The 18,034-nt window shown below is 67.1% G+C and carries 16 protein-coding genes; 6 read left to right on the top strand and 10 right to left on the bottom strand.

Going from position 1 to position 18,034, the window contains the following annotated elements; translation table 11 throughout:
• Nucleotides 1-274 precede the first annotated feature (274 nt).
• On the bottom strand, nt 275-1,147 hold the full coding sequence (locus tag AC1DJN_RS12435) for a DMT family transporter (protein ID WP_025877696.1): 873 nt from the start codon (nt 1,145-1,147) through the stop codon (nt 275-277).
• A 116-nt stretch (nt 1,148-1,263) separates the two neighbouring features.
• On the opposite strand from AC1DJN_RS12435, the gene AC1DJN_RS12430 reads away from it, so the two are divergent.
• A complete protein-coding gene (locus tag AC1DJN_RS12430) occupies nt 1,264-2,208 on the top strand; it encodes a LysR substrate-binding domain-containing protein (RefSeq protein WP_049466285.1) in 945 nt (314 codons plus the stop codon).
• Nucleotides 2,209-2,277: 69 nt separating this feature from the next.
• Nucleotides 2,278-2,571, top strand: coding sequence for a hypothetical protein (locus tag AC1DJN_RS12425; protein WP_025877698.1), 294 nt, complete (start codon nt 2,278-2,280; stop codon nt 2,569-2,571).
• A 120-nt stretch (nt 2,572-2,691) separates the two neighbouring features.
• On the opposite strand, the gene AC1DJN_RS12420 is transcribed toward AC1DJN_RS12425, so the two are convergent.
• Complete coding sequence (locus AC1DJN_RS12420; protein ID WP_442252252.1) at nt 2,692-3,501, bottom strand: DUF4349 domain-containing protein; 810 nt, start codon at nt 3,499-3,501, stop codon at nt 2,692-2,694.
• Entirely contained in the window at nt 3,498-3,854 is a 357-nt protein-coding gene (locus AC1DJN_RS12415; RefSeq protein WP_099783365.1) for a GFA family protein, read from the bottom strand. Before AC1DJN_RS12415 ends, AC1DJN_RS12420 begins: the two co-directional genes overlap by 4 nt.
• A gap of 112 nt (nt 3,855-3,966) precedes the next feature.
• Here AC1DJN_RS12415 and AC1DJN_RS12410 point away from each other — a divergent pair, with 112 nt between their 5' ends.
• On the top strand, nt 3,967-5,775 hold the full coding sequence (locus tag AC1DJN_RS12410; RefSeq protein ID WP_442252251.1) for a DUF885 domain-containing protein: 1,809 nt from the start codon (nt 3,967-3,969) through the stop codon (nt 5,773-5,775).
• Nucleotides 5,776-5,896: 121 nt separating this feature from the next.
• Here AC1DJN_RS12410 and smrA read toward each other — a convergent pair whose 3' ends face one another.
• Nucleotides 5,897-7,729 carry a multidrug efflux ABC transporter SmrA gene (smrA, locus tag AC1DJN_RS12405; protein ID WP_025877703.1) on the bottom strand — a complete coding sequence of 611 codons (1,833 nt, stop codon included), beginning with the start codon at nt 7,727-7,729 and terminating at the stop codon, nt 5,897-5,899.
• A gap of 192 nt (nt 7,730-7,921) precedes the next feature.
• Complete coding sequence (locus AC1DJN_RS12400; protein ID WP_478039262.1) at nt 7,922-9,481, bottom strand: serine hydrolase; 1,560 nt, start codon at nt 9,479-9,481, stop codon at nt 7,922-7,924.
• Nucleotides 9,482-9,591: 110 nt separating this feature from the next.
• On the opposite strand from AC1DJN_RS12400, the gene AC1DJN_RS12395 reads away from it, so the two are divergent.
• Nucleotides 9,592-10,035: a VOC family protein gene (locus tag AC1DJN_RS12395; protein ID WP_033830702.1), complete on the top strand. Its 444-nt coding sequence runs from the start codon at nt 9,592-9,594 to the stop codon at nt 10,033-10,035.
• Nucleotides 10,032-10,910, top strand: coding sequence for a DUF72 domain-containing protein (locus AC1DJN_RS12390; protein WP_032975764.1), 879 nt, complete (start codon nt 10,032-10,034; stop codon nt 10,908-10,910). The genes AC1DJN_RS12395 and AC1DJN_RS12390 overlap by 4 nt, the downstream gene beginning before the upstream one ends.
• On the opposite strand, the gene AC1DJN_RS12385 is transcribed toward AC1DJN_RS12390, so the two are convergent.
• The gene (locus tag AC1DJN_RS12385) at nt 10,831-11,448 is read right to left on the bottom strand and encodes a Pr6Pr family membrane protein (RefSeq protein ID WP_442252249.1); all 618 of its coding nucleotides are present in this window, start codon (nt 11,446-11,448) and stop codon (nt 10,831-10,833) included. The two genes, AC1DJN_RS12390 and AC1DJN_RS12385, sit on opposite strands and share 80 nt — an antisense overlap.
• Before the next feature lie 77 nt (nt 11,449-11,525).
• On the opposite strand from AC1DJN_RS12385, the gene AC1DJN_RS12380 reads away from it, so the two are divergent.
• A complete protein-coding gene (locus AC1DJN_RS12380) occupies nt 11,526-12,473 on the top strand; it encodes a DMT family transporter (protein ID WP_025877711.1) in 948 nt (315 codons plus the stop codon).
• 39 nt (nt 12,474-12,512) lie between these two features.
• Here the strand turns inward: AC1DJN_RS12380 and AC1DJN_RS12375 are convergent, their stop codons facing one another.
• The 4 genes from AC1DJN_RS12375 to AC1DJN_RS12360 form a co-directional block, all read right to left on the bottom strand.
• Nucleotides 12,513-13,673, bottom strand: coding sequence for an AAA family ATPase (locus tag AC1DJN_RS12375; RefSeq protein WP_442252248.1), 1,161 nt, complete (start codon nt 13,671-13,673; stop codon nt 12,513-12,515).
• A gap of 120 nt (nt 13,674-13,793) precedes the next feature.
• Nucleotides 13,794-14,864 (bottom strand): GGDEF domain-containing protein, encoded by a 1,071-nt coding sequence (locus AC1DJN_RS12370; protein WP_059063565.1) that lies wholly within the window; start codon nt 14,862-14,864, stop codon nt 13,794-13,796.
• Nucleotides 14,865-15,015: 151 nt separating this feature from the next.
• Nucleotides 15,016-15,738, bottom strand: a complete 723-nt coding sequence (locus tag AC1DJN_RS12365; protein ID WP_033830696.1) for a pseudouridine synthase — start codon at nt 15,736-15,738, stop codon at nt 15,016-15,018.
• A gap of 34 nt (nt 15,739-15,772) precedes the next feature.
• Nucleotides 15,773-17,437 (bottom strand): sensor domain-containing diguanylate cyclase, encoded by a 1,665-nt coding sequence (locus tag AC1DJN_RS12360; protein WP_478013607.1) that lies wholly within the window; start codon nt 17,435-17,437, stop codon nt 15,773-15,775.
• Between the last annotated feature and the right edge of the window lie 597 nt (nt 17,438-18,034).

Genomic DNA, 18,034 nt, shown 5'->3' with positions numbered 1-18,034 from the left:
AGCGAGCCGAGCACCGCAGGTCCGGCGAGGGCGAAGAGGCGCCGATGTCCTGTAGAGCCGACTGTTAGTCGGCTGACTTCTGCGCGCCGCCCCTCGACGGGCCGAGGAGCGCAGGGCACCGGTGCGCAGCACCGGCTCGCGACCTGGCGGCGTGTTTCTTTGGTTACTTTCTTTGCACGAGCAAAGAAAGTGACGCCTCCCCGCAGGCGCGGGAAAAGGCTGCCGGGCAGCGCCCGGCACTACCAGTGTGTCGGACGACGCTGCGTCGGCGCCGTCAGCCCTTCTGACTCACCGCCACGCTACCGAGAATCAACGCACCCGCAATCAGCATCTGCAGCGTCACCGGCTCGCCCAGGAACAACCAGGCGAACGCAGCGCCGAACAGCGGAACCAGATAGGTCACCGTTGACGCGCGCGACGGGCCGATGCGGCCGATCAGGCGATAGAACATCAGGAAGGCGAATCCGGTGCAGACCACGCCCAGCGCGATCGCCGCGCCCCATGCCTTGCCCGGAATCGGACCCTGCGGCAGATGCGTGAGCGCCATCGGCAACAACCACAATGAGGCGCACGACAACGTGGCAGCGGCGGCCGCAGCCGAAGGCAGACCGGTCATGTGCCGCTTCACCAGGTTCACGCCCAGGCCGTACAGCAGCGAGGCGGCGGCACCGGCCAGTACGGCCGTGCCGATGCTCAGCCCCGAGATCTTGGCCGTGGCCAGCACCACCACGCCGGCAAACCCCACCAGCAGCGCGCCGGCACGGCGCACCCCGATCTTCTCGCCGAAGAACAGGAAGGCGATCAGTGCGGCAAACAGCACCGTCATCGCATTGCAGATCGCACCGATGGCCGCCGGCGCACGCTCTGCGGCGTAAGCGAACAGCACGAACGGCAACGCCGAATTGACCAGGCCGATCGGCGCCAACCACAACCAGCGGCGCGGTGGGAACTGCGCGCGTGCGCGCCACAGGAACGGCAGCAACACCAGTGCGCCCAGCACCAGCCGTACCTCGACCAGGGCGAACGGCCCGAATGAAGGCACCGCCACCCGCATGAACAGGAACGAGCAGCCCCAGATCGCGCCGAGCAGGGTCAATTCCAGCGGTGTGCGCCAATCACGCTCGGTCGCTTGGGGTATCGCATTCATATGCTCTGTCCGTTCGTCATCGTGGCGCTGTTCCGGCCACACAGGATCAGCCGCAGACGCCCGCTGCACAAGCGCGTAGTATCGCTGCCAGCCACAAATATGGTTTGAGGCCGGACATGCTGCTACGCCCTTCCCTGCTTCCCGCCCTGGCCGTTTTCGCGGTCGCTGCGCGCCATCAGAACTTCGCCCAGGCCGCGCAGGAACTGCATCTGACCGCCAGCGCGGTCAGCCACCATGTGCGGCGCCTGGAAGAGGTGCTGGCCACGCGCCTGTTCCTGCGCCATGCACGCGGGGTACGCCTGACCGCCGAAGGCCGGCAGTTGGCCGACGCCGCCAGCGCGGCGTTCACCGATGTCGCCGCCGTCGCCCACCATCTGCAGCCGGACGCGGACAGCGTGCCGCTGCGGATCGCGACGCTGCGCTCGCTGTCGTACTGCTGGCTGCTGCCACGGCTACCGCGTTTCACCCAGGCCCATCCACACATCCGCATCGAGCTGCACACCGGCAGTGGCCTGGACCGTTACGACGAGAACGGCCCGGAGGTCGGCATCCGCTACGGACTGGGCCAATGGCCCGGACTGCATGCGCAGCACCTGATGGACGACAACCTGTTTCCCGTCGCGTCCCCCGCGCTGCCGGGAGTCGAAGTACTGCAGGACCCGGCACGCATCGCCGAGCTGCCGCTGCTGAGCGATCTGTCACCACAAGGCTGGCGCGATTGGTTCCGCCATGCCGGCGTGCGTCCGCCGTCACCGTTGCCGGCGATGCACACCTTTGCCGACAGTACCGACGCGATGCGCGCGGCGGTGTACGGCATGGGCGCGGTGCTGGCGCGTACCCACGTCGCCCAGCCGTACCTGCAGCGCTATGAGCTGGTACGCCTGCCTGGCCCTGCACTGAAGGCACGCTATGCCTATTACGTGGTGCATGCCGAAGGGCGGCCGCCCAGCCCCGCCGCAAGGCTGTTCATCGACTGGCTGCTGGGCCAGGCAGCGGATGAGCGCACGCCGGTGCCGGCGTTGCCAGACAGCCTGCTGGGCCGACCGAGCACACCCGGCTGACTGCGCCCTCACCCGATCTTTGCCCAGCGCTGGCTAGGCTGCAGGCGAACCCCACAACGTGCTTCCGCCATGGCCCTGCTGCGACTGAGAATTACCGGAACCGAAGATGATGCCCGCGCGATCAGCGACCTGCTGCTCGGCCTGGAAGGCATCGAACACGTCGAAGAGACCGACGACCTGATGCCGCACATGGACGACGATGACTCCAGCTCGGCCGGCCTGTCCGACGACATCGGCCCGGGCACCCACGAACTGGAAGTGGAAGTAGGCAACGAGAGCACCGCGCAGAAAGTGCGCGATGCGGTGCAGGAACTGGCACTGGAACTGGATGTGTTCGTCGAATACGAGACCGACGAAGGCTGAGCGTCCGCCGGGCATGGCCCGGCGCTACCCGATGCTCGAGGCACGTCGGTAACGCCGGGCCATGCGCCGTCTGTTCCGGTAGCGCCGGGCCATGCCCGGCGAATACGCGGCGCAGTTCGATCAGGGCTTGCGGCGTCGGCGACGGATCAGCGCGCGGACGATCCAGGCCATCACCAGCGCCACCACGCCCACCGGCAGCAAAGCGGCCGCGGCACGGATCAGGAACGCCACGCTGGTGCTGAGAATGCTGCCCGACTCGCTCAGGGCTTCGCCGATCTCGCTGCGGCTGCGCTGGCCGGACGTCGTGTCGAAGTGCAGGGTCACCAGCTGGGTATCAATGCGCCTGCGCTGCTGGGCGGCGTCCTTGTTGGCCTGCTCCACCCCCGCCTCGATCTCCGACAGGCGCGTAGTGATCGCCATCAGATCCTCGATCTTCAGATCGCCGCGGTCCTGGTAGGACAGCAGCCGCGCGTGCTCCTTCTCCAGCCGAGCCCTGGTCAGCGCGGTGTCGGCCACCTGCTGGGCCAGGTCCTCGGCACGCGTGTTGCGCGCCTGCAGCGTGCCGCCCTCGCCGGCCAGGCCGATCAGCGATTCCACGCCCTTCGGCGCGATGCGTACCTTGACTTCGCCACTGGGCTGTTCGCCACTGCGCTGATCCACCTGCAGCACCGCGCACTCACCGAACTTTGCGTTCTGGCACGCCTGTGCGACCTGCTGGATGCGCGGGGCGATCTGCGCTGCTTCCAGCTGCACCTGCACATCGTGCTCGTAGGCCAGGAAAGCGCCTTCCGGCGAAGCGACAGCGGCATCGGCATCGGCAGCGACTGCGCCGGCCTCCTGCGCTCGCTCACCGTTCTTGGCACAGGCCGCCAGCGCCAGCAGCAATGCCGGCACGATAACCACGCGCGTCCACACGCGAGGCGCCGTCATCGCGAGGCTCCGTCGAACGCGGTGATCGACAGCCCACCCAGCTCGACCTGTGGCAGGCAGCGCACGTTGATCGCCACCATCGGCTGGCCACTGCGCGGGTCCACCGCCTCGCTGTACGGCGCGGTGCCGCACTCGCGGCAGTGATGGTGATCAATGTTATGGGTGTTGAACTGGTAGGTCGCCACGTCGGCGATATCGGTGCCCAGCTGGAACGCCTCGCGCGGGGCGAACCAGAGCAGGCTGCCGCGGCGGCGGCACATCGAACAGTTGCAGTCGATGACGTCCTTGATGGGGGCGTCGGCCTGCACGGTGAATGCGATCCTGCCGCAATGGCAGCTTCCCTGGTATTCCATGTCCCGCGCTCCGCTGGAGAGTCCTTGTATGCGCCCATGGTAATCCTATGGCACGGGGACAAAGCAGCCCTGGGGGCCTATGCTCGAGGATTGACCCCGTACAGGAATGCCGATGCGCCCGCATCTTCTTGCCCTCGCCCTCGCCGCCGCCCTCGCCGGTTGCCAGCCGGCCGATGCCCCGACCAGCGGTTCCACCCCGGCCGCCAGCCAGCAGGCCGGAGATGCGGCGGTCGACGCCGCCTTCGCCGACCTGTCCAAGCGTGCCCTGGATACCTGGATGCAGCTGTCCCCGGTCAGCGCCACCCAGATCGGCGACCACCGCTATGACAGCGAGATCGACGACCTGAGCGCGGCCGGCCAGCAGAAGACCGTGGACGCCTACAAGGGCCTGCTGGGCGAGCTGGACAAGATCGAGGTGGCCAAGCTGGGCCGCGAAAACCAGGTGGATGCAGCGATCCTGCGCAACCAGCTGCAGTCGGAAATCTGGAATGCCGAGGTCATGCAGTCCGGCAAGTGGGATCCGCAGCTGTACAACGGCGTTGCCGGCAGCGCGATCTACGGCCTGATGGCACGCGAGTTCGCGCCGCTGCCCGAGCGCCTGAAGGCCGCCACCGCGCGCATGGAGAAACTGCCGGCGATCTTCGCCCAGGCCCGCGAAAACCTGGATCCGGCACGCGTGCCGAAGATCCACGCCGAGACCGTGGCCAAGCAGAACAAGGGCATCCTCAGCATCGTCGATACCTTCATCACCCCGCACATCGGCGAGCTGCCGCAGGCCGACCAGCAGCGCCTGCAGGCCGCCATCGATGGCCTGAAGAAGGCCGTGGACGAACAGCAGACCTGGCTGGACAAGACCCTGGTGCCGAACGCCAAGGGTGACTTCCGCATCGGTGCGGAAAAGTACGACCAGAAGCTCAAGTTCGCGCTGAATTCCTCGCTGTCGCGGCAGGAGATCGGTGAGCGTGCACGCGCCGAACTCAAGCGCGTGCGCGAGGACATGTACGGCATCGCGCAGACCGTGCTGAAGGACAAGCCGGGCGCACCGGAAATGCCGGCGCAGCCGACCGACGAACAGCAGCAGAAGGCGATCGAGGCCGCGCTGGAGCTGGCCTACGCTGACAAGCCGGCGCGCGACAAGGTGGTCGACGACGCCAAGGCCGCACTGGAGCAGTCCACTGCGTTCGTCCGCGAGCACGACCTGATGACCCTGCCCGACGCGCCGGTGGACATCATCCTGATGCCGGAATTCCAGCGTGGCGTGGCCGTGGCCTATTGCGATTCGCCGGGCCCGCTGGACAAGAACCTGAAGACCTTCTACGCGGTTTCGCCGATTCCGGACGACTGGAACGACAAGCAGGTCGATTCGTTCCTGCGCGAATACAACTCGCGCATGATCCACCTGCTGAGCATCCACGAGGGCACCCCGGGCCACTATCTGGAAGGCTGGCATTCGGCCAAGTTCCCCTCCACCCTGCGCGCGGTGCTGCGCTCGGGCCTGTTCGCCGAAGGCTGGGCGGTCTACACCGAGCGCATGATGCAGGAGCAGGGGTATCTCAACAACGACCCGCTGTTCCACCTGGTGCAGCTGAAGTTCTACCTGCGCACGATTTCCAACGCGATCCTCGACCAGGGTGTGCACGTGGACAACTGGGATCGCGAGAAGGCGATGCACCTGATGACCCACGACGCCTTCCAGCAGGAAAGCGAAGCCTCGGGCAAGTGGGTGCGCGCGCAGCTGACCTCGGCTCAGCTGCCGACCTACTTCGTCGGTGCGCAGGAACACTTCGACACCCGCAAGGCGATGCAGGACAAGCTGGGTGACAAGTTCAACCTGAAGGCCTACCACGACCAGATGCTGTCCTACGGCGCACCGCCGGTGCGCTTCGCACGCCAGCTGATGCTGGACCAGCCGATCGAGTGAGGGATCGGGTGTGAGTTGAATGAAAACGGCCCGGGGAAACCCGGGCCGTTTCTTTATCCGTGTGGCACAGCATCCACGCATGGCGTGGATCTACTGTTGCGCATCCACCGTGCGGCGTTGGTCATTGCTCCGCAGCTACAAAACCACCGGTCTGCCGTGCCCACAACCGCGCGTACAGTCCACCGGCCTCGATCAGCTCGGCATGGCTACCGGTCTCGACGATCCGGCCCTGGTCCATCACCACCAGCCGGTCCATGCGCGCGATGGTCGACAGGCGATGGGCGATCGCGATCACCGTCTTGCCGCCCATCAGCTCGTCCAGGTTGTCCTGGATGGCCGCTTCCACTTCCGAGTCCAGTGCCGAGGTCGCCTCGTCCAGCACCAGGATCGGGGCGTCCTTCAGCAGCACACGGGCAATGGCGATGCGCTGGCGCTGGCCACCGGACAGCTTCACCCCGCGCTCGCCGACATGCGCGTCGTAGCCACGACGCCCTTCCCCGTCGACCAGCGTGTCGATGAAGGCCTCCGCGCGCGCCTTGGCCACGGCCGCGCGCAGCTGCGCGTCGGTCGCATCGGGACGGCCGTACAGCAGGTTGTCGCGGATCGAACGGTGCAGCAGCGAGGTGTCCTGGGTGACCACGCCGATCTGCTGGCGCAGGCTTTCCTGGGTGACGTAGGCGATGTCCTGATCATCGATCAGGATGCGACCGCTTTCCAGGTCATACAGCCGCAGCAGTACGTTCACCAGCGTCGACTTGCCGGCACCGGAGGGGCCGACCAGGCCGATCTTCTCGCCCGGCTTCACCACCAGGTCCAGGCCGGCGATCACGCCGCCCTTCTTGCCGTAGTGGAAATGGACATCCTGGAAGTGCACACCGCCACGAGTCACCTGCAGCGGCACCGCATCCTCGCGGTCCTGCACGGTCAGCGGCTGGGCGATGGTGGTGATGCCATCCTGCACGGTACCGATGTCTTCGAAGATGCCGTTGATGGTCCACATGATCCAGCCGGACATGTTGTGGATGCGGATCACCAGGCCGGTTGCCAGGGTGATCGCGCCGACGGTGATGTGTCCGCCGTTCCACAGCCACAGTGCCAGGCCACAGGTGCCGGCGATGAGGAAACCATTGACGATGGCGATGGTCAGGTCCATGCCGGTGGTGATCCGGGTCTGCGCGCGGTGCTTGACCGCCAGCTCCTGGATCGAATCGGCGACATAGGCCTGCTCGCGGCCGCCGTGGGCGAACAGCTTCAGCGTGGGAATGTTGGTGTAGCCATCGACGATGCGTCCCATCGCCTTGGAGCGCGCCTCCGAGGCGATCCAGGCCCGTTCCTTCGCGCGCGGCACGAAGTAGATCATGATCACCACGTAGGCCAGCAGCCACAGGATCAGCGGCACCATCAACCGCCAGTCGGCCTGCGCGAACAGGTACAGCGCGGTGCCGGTATAGACCACGATGTACCACAGCGAATCGACCATCTGCACCGCCGACTCGCGCAGCGAGGTGCCGGTCTGCATCACCCGGTTGGCCATGCTGCCGGCGAAGTCGTTCTGGAAGAAGCTCAGGCTCTGCCGCACCACGTAGTTGTGCATCAGCCAGCGCGATCGATTGCTCAGCCCCGGCACGATGGCCTGGTTGACCAGCAGGTTGTGCAGGCCGACCAGGATCGGGCGCGCGATGACGGTGATGAACAGCATCCAGCCGAGGGTATCGGCATGGCGCTGGAAGAAGTCCGCACCAGGCTGCTCGGCAACCATGTCGACGATGCGGCCGAGGAAATCGAACATCGCCACTTCCACCAGCGCCAGCAGCAGGCCGGCGACCAGGGTGGCCAGCAGCACCGGCCACACCGGCCGCAGGTAGTGCAGGTAGAACGGCACCACGGTGCGCGGCGGCATGCGCCCGTCAATGGGCGGAAACACCGGAATCAGGGATTCAAACCAACGGAACATCGCATTCCCTCGCCATCGATAGCCGGCGGAGTATCCCACGCCGCGTGTGTACGCCGGCCGACGATCATTACCGGTTCCGGGTAGCGCCGGGCCATGCCCGGCGGATCGCCTGCAACCGCGCTACGCGCTCGCCGGACGTGGTCCGGCGCTACCCGTCCGCTCGGCCAAACGGTAGCGCCGCGCCCGGCGGCGTCATTTCACCGGCGTGAACAGCAGGTCCTGGAAATCGAAGCTGAAATCGGTCAGGTCCGAGATCGGCTGCATGCGCACCTCGCGCACTTTTCCATCCGGGTCCAGGCTGAAATTGACGAACGCATCGGCATTGAGCGAGCGGTCGTCCCAGCGCACGATGACGGGGTCGTGCTGCCAGTGCTCCAGGCGGCCGCTCAGCTGCGCGGTCTTTGCAAAGCGCAGGCGCAGGCCCTTGCCTTCCGCCGTCACCACCATGTCGCCATACCAGCGGTCGCGGTAGGTGGCCGCATACCCGGCCAGCGGCAACGACGGCCTGCTGCCCTTGTCACGCTCGGCCTGGTGCTTGGCCCACGCTTCGTCGGCCTTGTCCTGGCCCTTGGCCACGCCCTTGGCATAGGCATCCACCCAGTCGTGCTTTTCACCGCCAAGGTAGGCATCGAGCACGCTCAGCGTGATCGCATTGAAGGCCGCACCCACTTCCTGGTTGGTCAGCACCACCACGCCCAGCTTCTCGCCCGGCACCAGGGTCAGCCGCGAAACCATGCCCGGCCAGCCACCGGTGTGCCAGACCAGCTTCTGCCCGCGATAGTCGCTCAGGCTCCAGCCCTCGCCATAGCCGGCGAAGTTGGCCCGCGCCGGTGCCAGCTCCGGCACGCTCGGCGCCGGAATCGTCTGCGGCGTGATCATCTGCCACATCTGCTGCTGGCTCTTGGCGGTGAACAGCGCAGTGCCATCGGCCAGCTTGCCTTCGGCCAGCTGCACCTGCATCCAGCGCGCCATGTCGTGGGCACTGGAATAGATGCCGCCGGCACCTGCGTTGTTCGACCAGGTCAACGGTGCAACGGTGCGCAGGTCCTTGAAATCGTACTTGGCGTGGCCGACCGCAGCATTGTCGCCAGCCTTGAGGTGATCGGCGTTGTAGCGCGTGCCGGCCATGCCGACCTTGTCGAAGATGCGTGTCTGCAGGAACTGCTGGTAGCTCATGCCCGAGATGTGCTCGATCACCTGCTGGGCGACTGCATACAGGATGTTGTCGTAGGCATAGCGCTCGCGGAAACCGCCCTTCAGCGGCACCTGGCCGAGGCGCTGCACGACTTCGGCATTGCTGTAGGAGGTGGTCGGCCAGAACAGCAGGTCGCCTGCGCCCAGGCTCAGGCCACTGCGGTGGGAAAGCAGGTCTCGGATCGTCATCTGCCCGGTCACGAACGGATCGGACATGCGGAACGATGGCAGGTGGTCGATCACCTTGTCGTCCATCTTCAGCTTGCCGTCCTCGGCCAGCAGGTTCAGCGAGGTGGCAGTGAAGGCCTTGGTGTTGGAGGCGATGGCGAACAGGGTATCGGCCTCGACCGGCGCCGGCTTGCCCAGCTCACGCACGCCCCAGCCGCGTTCCAGCACCACCTGCCCGTCCTTGACCACGGCCACGGCGATACCGGGCACGTCGAACTGCGCGCGCACGCGCTCCACGGTCGCATCCAGGTCCTGCAGCTGCTGCGGGGTCGCCGCATTGGCCATGGTCGTGCACGCAAGCAGCACGGCTCCTCCGATCCAGGTTTTCATCCAGCACCATCTCCGAACAGGGGTAGCGGCCATGTGCAGGCCGTCACCGGGGTTTCGCGCGATGGTAACGGCCACGGGTGCAGCCTGCCCTGTGCCATAGGAGGGGTGTCATGGGTGCGAACGGCCAGAGCAGCAACGGCTCCACCATCATTCCGTGCCTGCGTTACCGCGATGCGCTGGCGGCCATCGACTGGCTGCAGCGCGCGTTCGGTTTCCACGCGCAGGCCGTGCATGCCGACGGCGATACGGTGCATCACGCGCAGCTGGTATTCGGCCAGGGCATGATCATGCTTGGATCTGCCAGCAACAGCGGCGAATGGGCCAAGCTGGCGGTGATGCCCGATGAAGTCGGCGGCCGGCAGACCCAGAGTGCCTGCGTGATCGTCACCGATGTCGACGCCCACTATGCCCGGGCCAAGGCTGCCGGTGCGCGCATCGTCATCGACATTGCCGACCAGGCCTACGGTGGACGTGGCTATGCCTGCGCCGATCCGGAAGGCTACCTGTGGTGGTTCGGCAGTTACGATCCATGGCGAGCGGAACACACGCAATGACGGCACGGCAAGCGTCTGCGGCGCCGGTCCGCTGCGGTATCGGCGGCTGGGTGTTCCCGCAATGGCGTGGGGGCGCCTTCTATCCGCCAGGACTGATCCAGCGCGAAGAGCTGGCCTATGCCAGTCGTGCGTTGCGCTGCATCGAGATCAACGGCACCTTCTACCGCACCCCGACAGCTGCCCAGTGCGCGCAGTGGGCAGCGCAGACGCCGGAAGGTTTCCGGTTCTCGATGAAGGCCCCGCGTCATCTGGTGCAGCGTCGCGACCTGTCGTCCACGATCGAGGCGGCCAGCGCGTTCCTGCAGGCGGCCGTCGCGCTGGGCGACCGGCTGGGCCCGTTGCTCTGGCAGTTCGACCCGCAGCACCCGGCCGATGCCGCGGCGCTGGATGCCTTCATGGCACAGCTGCCCAGGCAGCTGGATGGAACGGGGTTGCAGCATGCGTTGGAGGTGCGCAACGCCAGCGTCCATGGGCCGGAACTGGTGCAAGCGGCGCGCCGGCATGGCGTGGCCCTGGTGATCGAAGACAGCGACGAATCGCCACTGCATGGCGACATCACCGCGGGCTTCGTCTATGCACGGATCAAACGCAGCCAGGCCCGACTGGCCGAAGGTCTTCCCCAGCCGATGCAGCAGCGCTGGGCCACGCGCGCGCGGTGCTGGGCCCGGGGTGAGGCGGTGGACGACCTGCCCTGCCTGGCCGCACCGTCCCCGGCCGCGCCGCGCGAGGTCTACCTGCTGTGCATCGGCGCCGGCAAGGTGCGCAATCCGGCGGCGGCGATGGCACTGCAGCGGGTCATCGACGGCGCCAGCGGTCCACTGCCCACAGCAGTGTCCAGCCCAGCACGAACACCCCGCCGACGCGCAGCACGCTGAGGCCGAATGCACGCGAACCGATCGGCTGTACTTCCAGGAACGGGTACGGTGCGCTGCCCAACCACGAGGCCGTGAGCATCGCCCAGCCCAGGTAGGCCAGTGGCACCAGCAGGACCACACCCAACGCACGCCAGCGCAGGCCACCATGTGGCAGCAGCCCCGCCCAACCGGCCAGATACAGCAGCGGCACCACGTAGTGCAAGCCGGCATCGGCCCACCATTGCAGGCCAGTTGGCTGCCACAGCCCCTGCAGCGCCAGCAGATAGATCAGGCCGGTGACGCCGATGCACAGTGCCAGGGTGGCGGCTACCGTAGGTCGCAGTGCGCGGCCGCTGCAGAGCCAGAGGCAGCCCAGGCACACGGCCAGATTGCTGAGGATGGTGAAGTAGCTGAAGAAGCGCAGGCTCGCCACGCCGGGTCCCAGGCTGGCGCCGATGCCGCGCATCAGCAGGGCAAACTGCAGCAGCAACGATGCTGCAGCGACCAGCGCGGTCAACAGCGCCCAGCCGCGCAGCAGAAGAAAACGGGCAGCAGGCATGCACGGCTCCCTCGTGGCAACGCCGCGAGCATGCCACAGGCATCGCCCGCCGATGCGGCTTGCCTCACAATACGCCGATGAGCACACCCGACACCCGCAAAGCGCTTTGGCAGATCCACTTCTGTGTCCTGCTGTGGGGCGTCACCGCCATCCTCGGCAAGTTGATCACCCTGCCGGCGCTGCCGCTGGTGTGGTGGCGGATGCTGCTGGTGGTGGCGATGCTGGCGTTGCTGCCGCGGGTCTGGCGCGGGCTGCGCACGCTGCCGCTGCGGCTGGTCGCCGGCTATGCCGGTATCGGCGCGCTGGTGGCCCTGCATTGGCTGACCTTCTACGGCGCGGTGAAGCTGGCCAATGCCTCGGTTGCCGCCACCTGCATCGCCCTGGCACCGGTGTTCACCTCGATCATCGAGCCCTGGGTGGCCAAGCGTCCCTTCCAGCTGCGCGAACTGGCCTTCGGCCTGGCGGTGCTGCCCGGTGTGGCGCTGGTGGTGGGTGGCGTGCCCGACGGCATGCGCCTGGGCGTGTTGATCGGCGCGCTCTCGGCCCTGCTGGTGGCAGTGTTCGGCTCGCTCAACAAGCGCATGGTCAGCCATGCCGATCCGCTGACGGTCACCGCACTGGAACTTGGCGCGGGCACGCTCACCCTGACCCTGCTGGCACCGCTGATGCCGTACCTGCTGCCAGCGCTGGCCAGCCCGTTGTGGATCGTTCCCGACCTGCACGACGGCATCCTGCTGCTGGTGCTGGCCGGTGTCTGCACGCTGCTGCCGTTCGCCCTGGCCCTGGTCGCGCTGCGCCACCTCAGCGCCTACACCGTGCAGCTGGTCACCAACCTGGAACCGGTCTACGCCGTGTTGCTGGCCGTGGTGCTGCTGCGCGAGCAGCATGAAGTCACCCCGTGGTTCTACCTGGGCGTGGCGATCATCGTCGGTGCCGTGTTCCTGCATCCGCTGCTCAACCGCCGCAAGCGCGTGCAGCATCCGGAAATCCTCGGAACATCCGAAGCGCGCAACATCGCCGATTGAGCGCGTCCGCGCATTGCGTGGATCTTCCCGGCACCCGTCTCAGCGCTGCGGCCAATGCCAGGCCGGTGCATCCAGCAGGCCCTGCCCGCTCAGCAGCGTACGCCCGTGTTCCTTGTGCAGGTGCATTGAATGGCACTGCGGTGCCTGTTCCAGCGCGGCAATCAAGCGCGTGGCGTGCGATACCACCCAGACCTGGCTGCGTGCACTGGCGGCGATGATCAACCGTGCAAGCGCCGGTAGCAGGTCCGGATGCAGGCTGGTCTCCGGCTCGTTGAGCACCAGCAGCGGTGGCGGCCGTGGCGTGTGCAGGGCCGCGGCCAGCAACAGGAACCGCAGCGTGCCGTCGGACAGCTCGGCCATCGACAGTGGCCGCAGCAGACCGGGCTGGTGGAAGCGCAGCGCGAGTCGGCCATCCAGTTCCTCGAAGCTGACCGTCGCTCCCGGAAATGCATCCTCGATCGTCCGTGCCAGCGCCTGCGGATCGCCGATTTCCAGGATCGTCACCCAGGCGGCGGCGAGGTCGCGGCCGTCGTGGTGCAGCACCGGGGTACGGGTCGCCATTGCCGGTTGTCGCGCCGGTGCATCGGCATCACTGCGGAAGTGGTCGTAGAAGCGCCAACGGCGGATGTACTCGCGCAAGGTGATGGCTTCCGGCATGCGCTGTGGATCGCCCACCTGGGTGAACAGGCTGTCGAACAGCGAAAGACGGTCGTCCACCAGGTCCCAGCCGCGTGCGTGCCGCTGCCGCACCAGCGCACCGCGGCGGTCGACCAGCAGATTGGCGCTGCGCAGGAACGGCCCTGCCCAGATCGCTTCAGCCTTGATCTGCGGGTCCAGCGCGAAAGCTGATCGGCTCGGTGGCGGATATCCGAGGTCGATGGCGTAGCCGAATTCATCGGTGGCGAAGCCCAGCTTGAGCCCCACCGATTCCTGGCGCGGCCCGCCCTGCAGCGGGATCTCACCGGCCAGCACGCGGCGGTCGATCTTTTCCGGACCGGCCCACAGCGCCGAGCCCAATCCACCCTCCCGCGCCAGTACCGCTGCAACACCGCCCTGCGCGGTTTCCGCCAGCATGCGCAGCGCGCGGTACAGGCTGGATTTGCCACTGCCGTTGTCGCCGGTGACCACGTTGAGCCGCTGCATCGGCAGCACCAGCGCATGCAGCGATCGGTAATTGGCGATGGCCAGGGTCTGCAGCATGGTCGACGTCCTTGCGGTGAGACGTTGAGGGTGCCGTACGGGTATCGCAATGGCTGCGACTGCACGCAAAGGCCCGGGCCATCCACGCATCGCGTGGATCCACCGCAGCCGCGCGGGCGGTCAGGGCGCCACTTCCACCCGGTTGCGGCCGGCGCCCTTGGCCCGGTACAGCGCGGCATCGGCACGGGCCAGGGTCTGGTCAGACGTTTCACCGGGCTGGTGCTGTGCCACACCGATGCTGATGGTCACCGGGAAGCCCAGCGGCAGGTTGGACACGGCTACCCGCAGGAACTCGCATTGCAGTTCGGCGGTACGCAGGTCCGCGTCCGGCATCAGTGCCACGAATTCCTCGCCGCCATAGCGCGCGGCCAGACCCCCACCGGCGAAGTGCGAGCGCAGCAGCGCCCCCAGCTCGGCCAGCACCCGGTCGCCGGTCGCGTGGCCCTGGAAATCATTGATGTGCTTGAAATGATCGATGTCCAGCAGGGCCACGCAGGTCTGCCGGTCGCGGCCATCGACGGCAATCACCGCCTCGTCCAGCGCCGCTGCCAGTGCCCGCCGGTTGGGCAGGCCGGTCAGGGCGTCGGTACGGCTCTGTTCGGCCAGATCGGCATTCTGGGCCAGCAGCACATCGTGATACTCCGACAGCAGGCGTTCGTAATCGTTGCGCTCAAGCATGTGCCGCTGGATATCCAGGGCGAAACGGCGCAGCTCCATCACCACCATCACCTGCCGCGACAGCGCGGCCAGCGCTTCGGCCTTGTCGGTCGCCAGCTGCTGCGGCCGCGCGTCGAACACGCACAGGGTTCCCAGCGGCAGGCCGTCGCTGCTGATCAACGGCGCACCGGCATAGAAGCGCACATGCGGGTCGCCGGTCACCACCGGATTGTCGTGGAAGCGGACGTCCTGCAATGCATCCTCAACCACCATGATTTCCTGCGGCTGCAGGATCGCGTGGCCGCACATCGACTCGCTGCGCAGGTTCTCGGTCGCGGCGATGCCCTGCATCGACTTGAACCACTGGCGCTCGACGTCGATCAGGGTCACGGCCGCCATGGTCGTGCCACACACCGCCTTGGCGATGGCCACCAGGTCATCGAACGAGCGTTCGCGCTCGGAATCGAGGATCCGGTAGCGGTACAGCGCCTCCAGGCGCAGCGCTTCGTTGGCGGGCTTGTCGGGCTTGATCATGCAGCGTCACGTTCCGGCAGGGCGCCGCAAAGTCTAGCGGATGCGGGCGGCCAATCTGCATTCCGGTAGTGCCGGCCGTTGGTCGGCTCCCTGATGTTCATTGCCAGCACCGTGCAGTTGCCGGCCAGCGGCCGGCACTACCGGTCGTTGCTTACCAGTCCTGCTGCTGCGGCAACAGGCCGTGAAGCTCCTGCTCGGTCAGGTTGCGCCACTGGCCCGGCTTCAGTGCACCGATCTTGATGTTGTCGATACGTACGCGGCGCAGCTGGGTCACGCGGTAGCCGAACTCGGCCGCCATCAGCCGGATCTGCCGGTTCAGGCCCTGCTGCAGGATGATGCGGAAACCGAACTTGGCGATCCGCGAGGTCTTGCACGGCAGCGTCATCTGGTCATGGATGCGCACGCCACGGGCCATCGCGCGCAGGAATTCGTCGGTGACCGGCTTGTTAACCGCCACCAGGTATTCCTTCTGGTGGCCATTCTCGGCACGCAGGATCTGGTTGACGATGTCGCCGTTGCTGGTCATCAGGATCAGGCCTTCGGACTCCTTGTCCAGGCGGCCGATCGGGAAGATGCGCTGTTCATGGCCGACGAAGTCGACGATGTTGCCCTTCACCGTGCTTTCGGTGGTGCAGGTCACGCCCACCGGCTTGTTCAGCACGATGTACACGTGGCGGCGGGCGCCCGGCTTGCGGGCAGTGCGCACGCGCAGCGGCTGGCCGTCGACCAGCACCTTGTCATCCTCGCCGACCACCGCGCCGGTGCCGGCGGCATGGCCATTGACGGTGACCCGGCGGGCGGCGATCAGGCGATCGGCCTCGCGTCGGGAGCAGAAGCCGGTGTCGGCGATGTATTTGTTGAGTCGGCTGGTCATCGCCCCATTATCCGGCATCACCGCCCTTCCCGCCTCATGCCGTGGTCAACGGATCTTCGGTTTCTCCATCGAACACCCGGTTGCGGCCACTGCGCTTGGCCACGTACATGGCGTGGTCGGCGCGCCGCAGCAGCGCGGCCAGGTCATCTTCGGCCGGCCGCCACTGTGCCATGCCGATGCTCGCGGTCACCTCCAGAGCGGGCACCTGCAGGTCCCGGCAGGTCTCGGTGATGCGCTGGCGCAGGCGTTCCAGGCGGGTGGCCGCAACCTCACGCGGCATGCCCGGCAACAGCAGCAGGAACTCCTCGCCCCCCATCCGCACCACCTGGTCCTCGCTGCGGACAGCGGCGCGAAGCGCGCGGGCCACGGCCACCAGCACCTGGTCGCCGATCTCGTGGCCATGGCGATCATTGATGTCCTTGAACAGATCGATATCGAGGAAGCCGATCACCAGCGGCCCCCTCTCACGCTCGCCGCCCTGCAGATGCTGGGCCAGCTGCTGCAGGCCGGCACGGCGGTTGGGCAGGCCGGTCAGCATGTCGGTCTCGGCGAGCTGGCGCATTTCATCGCGCTGCTGGCGCAGCCGGCCCAGGCGCAGGTTGAGTGCATAGGCCGCCATCATCAGCAGCCAGGTGACCGCCAGCTGCAGGGCCTCCACCCGGTATTCCATCAACCAATGCGCGCTGGCGGCGTCGGTCACGATCAGCACCAGCATCGGCGCCAGTGCGGCCAGTCCGGCCAGCGACCAGACATCGCCGCGCAACCGGGCCCAGATGCCCATCGCCAACGACAGCACGCAGCCGGCAATGAAGCTCCACTGCAGGACCTGTGTGACCACGACCAGTCCATCGCGCTGCAACCACGGCACCAGTGCCGCCAGCGTGAGCAGGGACCACAACACCAGCTGCTGGCCCGCGCGCGAACGTGGCAGCACGCGGTCACCGCCGTTCAGGCGCCACAGCGCCGGCAACACCAGTGCCTGGGTCGCTGCAGTCAGCGCCAGCAGCCACCAGTCACCGCGCCCGCCGACGCGCAGCCAGGGCTCGGGATAGCCGCTGAGGCCGCCAAGGATCGACTGCCACAGCACCAGCACCAGGGTGGCACCGATATACATCAGGAAGCTGCGGTCGCGGGTGGTCAGGTAGGCCATCAGCGCCGACAGCGCCAGCGCGATTGCCACGGCGATGCATGCGGCGCGCACCAGCAGCCGGGCAGTGTCGTTCTGCTGCACCGGGCTGGGCGCACCCAGCTGCAATGTGGGAACCCAGCGCGCCTTCAGCGGCGTCTGCCAGGAGACCAGGAAGGGTTCGTGGCTGCCGGCAGCGGGTACCGCCACCATGCCGATGCCCGCACGGAAGCGCGAATCGCGGGTGCGCGCATCCTGCATGTTGCCGCAGATCTCACGATCACCGTGCTGCAGCCGCACTTCGCCGGCAAAGATGTTGAAGACATCCAGCGCCTGCGGCTCGCCGGACCAGCCTTCTGGCGGGGCATTCACCCGTGTCTGCTGGCGCGGCCCGGCCAGCATCTCCGGCGTGCACGCGCGATGTGGCGTAGGTTCGGCTGTCGCGGTGCCGACCAGAAGGTAATCGCGGCCAGCGTCGACGCTGCGCGCATGGCCCAGCCACGGCAACGCCAACCACACCAGCAGCAGGACAAGCACCGCCCCTGTTTCCAAACGCACCTGCCTGCCGCCCACGCCACGTCCTGTTCCTGCTTACGTCCGCGCCCATTGCGCGTCGCCCCTGGCGGCATTATCGCAGCGGAATGCACCACCGATGTGTAGACCAAAGTGGCGGGGGTACTGGCCCGGGCTGCCTCCCGGCACCCGCTGTAGTGCCGGCCGCTGGCCGGCAACCTCAACAGCAACAGCAACTGCGGGCTACCGAGCTGGGCGGGGCGGTATGGGCAGGCAGGACACGCCGTAAACCCATCCATGGGGGCTCGATGGCGCCTTGCTCGTGTGCGCCGTCCTGCGCACACGGCAAGACCGGGGTTGGGCGTCCTGCCCAACCCGCCCGAGGGCATGCCTCGGGCCCATGGCGCCAACGGTCCTGCCTGCCCATACCGCCCCACCCCTGACAGTGTCCCGCCATCTGGTAGATCCACGCCGTGCGTGGATGGATGTTCATACCGTTTCGAAATCAATGAATGGATTGGATGTCATCCACGCATGGCGTGGATCTACGTGTCGACCAAGGTCGACACCCACCAACAGCAGCCGGAATCTGTCGAAGGCGGGGTGGGTCCGGTTGCGGGGGCGTGAGCGCCATGGATGGCGCGACCGAGCCTACAG

It is taken from the genome of Stenotrophomonas sp. 05L414_2, from assembly GCF_056397905.1.
Note: the sequence above shows the minus strand (reverse complement) of the source record. Positions and strands in the feature narration are given on the sequence as shown.